Source organism: Gilliamella sp. Fer4-1 (assembly GCF_001690515.1).
Classification (GTDB): domain Bacteria; phylum Pseudomonadota; class Gammaproteobacteria; order Enterobacterales; family Orbaceae; genus Gilliamella; species Gilliamella apicola_C.
In genome coordinates this window covers 1-4,986 of sequence record NZ_LZGZ01000255.1, presented here as the reverse complement: position 1 = coordinate 4,986, position 4,986 = coordinate 1, and the positions used below count along the sequence as shown (strand labels likewise).

The following is a 4,986-nucleotide window of genomic DNA, read 5'->3' as shown; positions in this document are numbered from 1 at the left end:
ATTTAATATCATTATTTCAGAAAAACTTAAAAATAAAATATTATCACTTGATTTTGATCATTCATTTTTAGAATTTTATGAGCTAGTTCAAACGTAAATTAAATAGCAAAAATTTGTCTATAACCTTTAATTTTATCGTCATAATACAGACTTACATCCAGCCCGTTCATTATCTTACTTTAGCGTTTGATAATTTGATAGATGGAAAGTAGAAGTAGGACTATATAGATAGCTACTAGTCCTAATTGATGATTTTGGGCTGTTGATAATATGACATCAATTACTGGTACAGGTGGTGATGCGGCTGATCACGATGCGAATAATAAATTCTTCTAAATAGGTTTAAAACTAGAGTTACTTACGCCCCACTAGGCAACCGCATCGCCACCACCCTGACGGATGGACGCTCCATCAACAGCCTGTATTACGTCTCCAGCCACCTGCACCAGATAAGTATCGATGGCCACATCATCAGCGACATCGAACGCGACAAGCTACACCACGAAGTATCACGCACTCAGGGTCAGGGATGCCTGAACACCGAATTCAAATACGGGACAATATTTAGACAGAGAAACTGGCTTACATTACAATACTTTCAGGTACTATAATCTGGATATAGGTCGCTTTACCCAGCCTGATCCGATAGGTTTAGCTGGCGGCTTTAATCTGTATCAGTATGCGCTTAATGGGTTAACTTGGTCGATCCGTGGGGGGGTAGCTAAATGCCCAATTACCAAAGTCTTCTAAGTTACCCCTAGTGTGGTTAAAAAAGCTTTAAAAGGAGGATGCTATGCAGACAACACAAGGAATCATTTTTCTTCCAGCAGTTCAACGTTATGTGGCTGAAAAAATTGTAGGCGTATTACCACCTAAAACTCAAGGAACACTTGCGCCAAGTAATATTCCAAAGATTAAACCTATGTCTGACACAAAAAATTGACCTTTTTGGTTGGGGAAATTATTAATGATTAAAATTCATTTTGAATCTGGTTGCACGCAAGAATTTGATGTAACAACATTTGAGGGGTTCGATTTTAGTAGTTCGATATTACATACCGCTATATTTGCAGGGTATTCTTTGCGTAATGCAAATTTTAAATATGCTAATTTACGTAGTGTAAATTTTTCAGGTTGTATTTTAGATAATACTGATTTTACAAATTCATTATTAATGAATTCAAATTTAATGAATTCGTCATTATTAAATGCTGATATGTCTAACTGTAAGTTAAATGGAGCTTTTTTACTAAATGCTAATTTGCAAGGAGTTAATTTATCAGGAGCTGATTTATTTAATGCAAATTTCAACGGAAGTAATTTAAAAGGTGCAAATGTAAATGCAATCAGAATAAATGAGGCTAGTTTTATAGGGGCAATATATGACAAATATACTATTTGGCCAAAATATTTCTCACCGGCAACTAAAAGAGCTATTTTACAACAAATACCATGAGTATTAATTTGAATATTATAGGCCACATCTTAATTTTTTGTGTATTTCTCTTTTACAGATAACCGTTAATTCTGTCATAAAGCAGTTCATTATGCTTTCCAGTTGCAAGTCAATATCTGTTTATCTTCTTCATACTAATTTATATTGCTAAATAAATTACTTTCTTTACCAAATCATCAGCCGAGAAGACTTTATACTTTTTTGATGACGTAGCGTATTACGCTGTTAATTTATTCTCTGATATTTTGGTGTAAATTGCTTTACAGATGCCCTGTGGGTAAGCAAAAAAACAAACCGCCATCAGCATCCAACGCTACTACGACGATGCCGCACATCGCCTAAGCCAAGTACGTATAAAACCACTAACCTCAGCCAGCGTTACGGTTATGTCCACAACGCCTGGGAACTTCAGCGAGACAACGCAAGCAATCCCTACAATCTCGGTATGTGCCTAATGGGTTGAATTGGATTGATCCTTTAGGAATAAGCGGTGAAAATGTATTTATATATTATACCAATCTAGCAAGATTAGAAGGAATTCAAAATACTGGTATAATAGAAAAGCATGTAAAAGCTAAGGTTTACATGGCTAATATAAAAAAGTCATCAGAATTAGAATATTATCATACAGGTAAAATTAAATTAGAACGCTCTCAAATAATTCATATAGATAAAAACCCTTATGAAAGATTTAATAGCCTAAACTATGATAAAAGACTTAACATGATGCAAAATCAACTAAAAGCTAGAGGTTGTTATTAACATGAGTAATACTACAGAAAAATGTTTAGTTTTAAAACAAAGCGAAATCAGCGCATTGAAAAAACTGATTATGTACATTAAATTTTCATGTGAAGAAGCAGAATCGCTATTATATGCAGGTAGCCCACTAATTAACAATATCTTTGATAAATTATTGGAAATTGATGATTTTAAAGCAGAATCTAAATATTTTTATAAACAAGAAAATGTGACTAATCAGCAATTTATCCGTAAAAAAATACAAAAAGATCAGGATGAAACGCTAAACAAAGCAGATGAAAAATTGATATTAGAATTATTTAAAGCATGTTTACATCCTTTCTCTTCAAGTAAAGATGTTTAAATAAAATATCATGTTAGCTGTCACGATTTCCAAAAATAGTACAGCCCAAAAGTAAAAAAATCCTCTGGTTTAATGCTTCAATGGTTAAGAAAATTAATTCGAACATTAAATTTATCAAGATTCTTTAATGAATGCTGACGGTAAATATTAAATACTTCATAATATATAGGCGTACTTAAGTTTTAATATCAACATGCAGATAGTTGGTAAGCTTTGCAATAATCTGCAACAAAAGTCTGAGTCTTACCACTCAGGCTTTTTAATTGAATTAATCTAGCAAACTACTTTAAGAATATAATCATTACAGTGCCTGCAACACAAACAGATACGGCGTAATCAGAATTTCACCTACCCGACATCCTCATCGAACACAGAAACCAATACGGCAACCTCGACCGTCTATTAAGCAAAAACAAAGTAAACACGGGCAAATCGATTACCACTATGATCGCACCGGCAGAATTGAAAGCTACAGTAACCAAAGATACTGAGAAACCCTGCAATATGATGATCCCTTCAACCAGTTAGACCTCAGACGGTCAATAGAAGAACTTTTTAATAGTGGTCAACCAAATACCTTGGCAGAGCACACGAGAATTGATGTAAGTGCTTTGAAAGCAGGTGAAGCTACTCATCAACAAGCAAAAAATCTTGTTGCCCAATCTTTATGGAATGTAAGCTCTCAAGGTGTCACTTCCCCATGAAATATCCCTTGGAATTAAACTGGAGAATATTAATATGTTAGATAAAGAATTACTTGATATTTTTGGTCAAAAGATCATTTGTAGTGTTAGAGATCAAGCCATTTTTGAATTTGAAGCAATGGTTCAAGGTAAAATGAAATCTGAAAATACGGTTAAATTAAATAATGAATTAAAAACATTTGACAAAAACCAGATTGAAATTTTAAAAAAAGTTGTTTTGACTGCTATTGATAGTGTTATTTACAATACATTAAATATGCTAGAACAAAATGAAGAAAATATAAAATTATTAATATCTCAAAATGGTAAAAATGAAAAAAACATTCTTGATATCAGTGATAGTTTATCTGGTGAACTGGTCACAAAAAAAGGCTGGATAGAAAAATTTAGTAAATATAAATAAGCATTATATATTAGCAATATTTTGTGCTATAGCTATACGATCTAGAGCAAAAGGCAGACTATAAATGGGGTAAAACGAGTCAACTGGCACATAAACTAACAATGGAACAGTACATTTATCATGATAAATAGAGGCGGGAAAATATATCACAGTAGGCTTATTGTAAGACCAAATAATTGTTAGCGACAGTTAGCGTTACGACTACATCTACGATGCCTTAAGCCAGCGTATAGAAAAATATCAGCTAGACAGCGCCCCCTACAACAATACTCGCTTCCTGTAGGACGGCTTAAGTAACATATAGTAAAGACGGCATTCCAGATTTTAGTCCATATAAGGAACAATATGCAAAATCAAACAAGTTTAATGGCAATCGAAAACATGATAATAGGATAGCAAATAAACAAATTGGCTATTCTGGTGACAAGGCCCTTCCTGAAAAGGTTTGGCATCATGTTGATAAAGATTATATGATTATTCTGGATGCAGATTTGCATAACAGTTTTCCTCACACTGGCAGTGCATCCGTTCTTATACATGGTAATATTTAGGAGTTAGAATGTTTAAATCAAAATATAATGTTCCCAAAAACATTGATAAACGCATTTCAAAGTTAAAGTTAAAAATAGATTCAAACAATTCTTATATTGATTTTTTGAAAAAATATAATGTTGTTGTTTTTGATAATGAAGCCAATATTGACTACTGTATTGATTGTGAGGGCGAATCATTGCCCTTAGAGGTCATTTTGGGTTTTTCAAAGGAAGATAGAGAAGATTTATTAGCTACCAACGATGTCTATTTAAATAGGATACCTGAGGATTATTTTGCCGTAGCAACACTTAATTACGGCGATTTGCTTTGCTTAAGCCCAAATGGTGAAGTCTATTATTGGGATCATGAAGTGAATGATCTCTATTTTGACATGTCTGTAAAAGGCGGTTATCTAGAACAAAATACTAATCTGAAGTTTGTTGCAAATTCGTTTGATGCCTTTTTATCAATGATTATTAAAAGTGAAGTTGAGGATGATTATGATCCTGATGAAGATGAATATAATAATCCTAACATTCCTTTCCCAGATGAAGCATTACCGTCAATGCTCAAATATTCAAAGTTTTTTTTTACGGCGTCAGAAAATAGACTCAAAATTTATTTAAAAAAATTGGAGTTATCTGAAAAAGGGCGCGAAGTACTCGCTAAATTTAAAGAAGAAGGACTTTTGTAAAAATAGCGTTAGTTAAAAACCGAAACAGTATCTTCCAAAGAAATATATAATGATTTCAATGGAATAATTTTTTAGTTGAATGGAATCTAT

The 4,986-nt window shown here is 32.9% G+C and carries 6 protein-coding genes and 1 pseudogene; all 7 read left to right on the top strand.

The features are described from left to right. Positions 1 to 555 precede the first annotated feature (555 nt). A pseudogene (locus A9G30_RS12460) lies at positions 556 to 729 on the top strand (RHS repeat-associated core domain-containing protein); the annotation flags it as partial. A gap of 64 nt (positions 730 to 793) precedes the next feature. Next, positions 794 to 943: a hypothetical protein gene (locus tag A9G30_RS13010; protein ID WP_176700881.1), complete on the top strand. Its 150-nt coding sequence runs from the start codon at positions 794 to 796 to the stop codon at positions 941 to 943. Between the two features lie 24 nt (positions 944 to 967). Then, positions 968 to 1,456 carry a pentapeptide repeat-containing protein gene (locus tag A9G30_RS08890; RefSeq protein WP_065588708.1) on the top strand — a complete coding sequence of 163 codons (489 nt, stop codon included), beginning with the start codon at positions 968 to 970 and terminating at the stop codon, positions 1,454 to 1,456. 459 nt (positions 1,457 to 1,915) lie between these two features. Beyond that, on the top strand, positions 1,916 to 2,218 hold the full coding sequence (locus tag A9G30_RS08885; protein WP_141672057.1) for a hypothetical protein: 303 nt from the start codon (positions 1,916 to 1,918) through the stop codon (positions 2,216 to 2,218). A gap of 1 nt (position 2,219) precedes the next feature. Beyond that, positions 2,220 to 2,561 (top strand): hypothetical protein, encoded by a 342-nt coding sequence (locus tag A9G30_RS08880; RefSeq protein ID WP_065588706.1) that lies wholly within the window; start codon positions 2,220 to 2,222, stop codon positions 2,559 to 2,561. A 738-nt stretch (positions 2,562 to 3,299) separates the two neighbouring features. After that, a complete protein-coding gene (locus A9G30_RS08875) occupies positions 3,300 to 3,668 on the top strand; it encodes a hypothetical protein (RefSeq protein WP_065566454.1) in 369 nt (122 codons plus the stop codon). 559 nt (positions 3,669 to 4,227) lie between these two features. After that, on the top strand, positions 4,228 to 4,896 hold the full coding sequence (locus A9G30_RS08870; protein WP_065588705.1) for an SMI1/KNR4 family protein: 669 nt from the start codon (positions 4,228 to 4,230) through the stop codon (positions 4,894 to 4,896). Positions 4,897 to 4,986 lie beyond the last annotated feature (90 nt).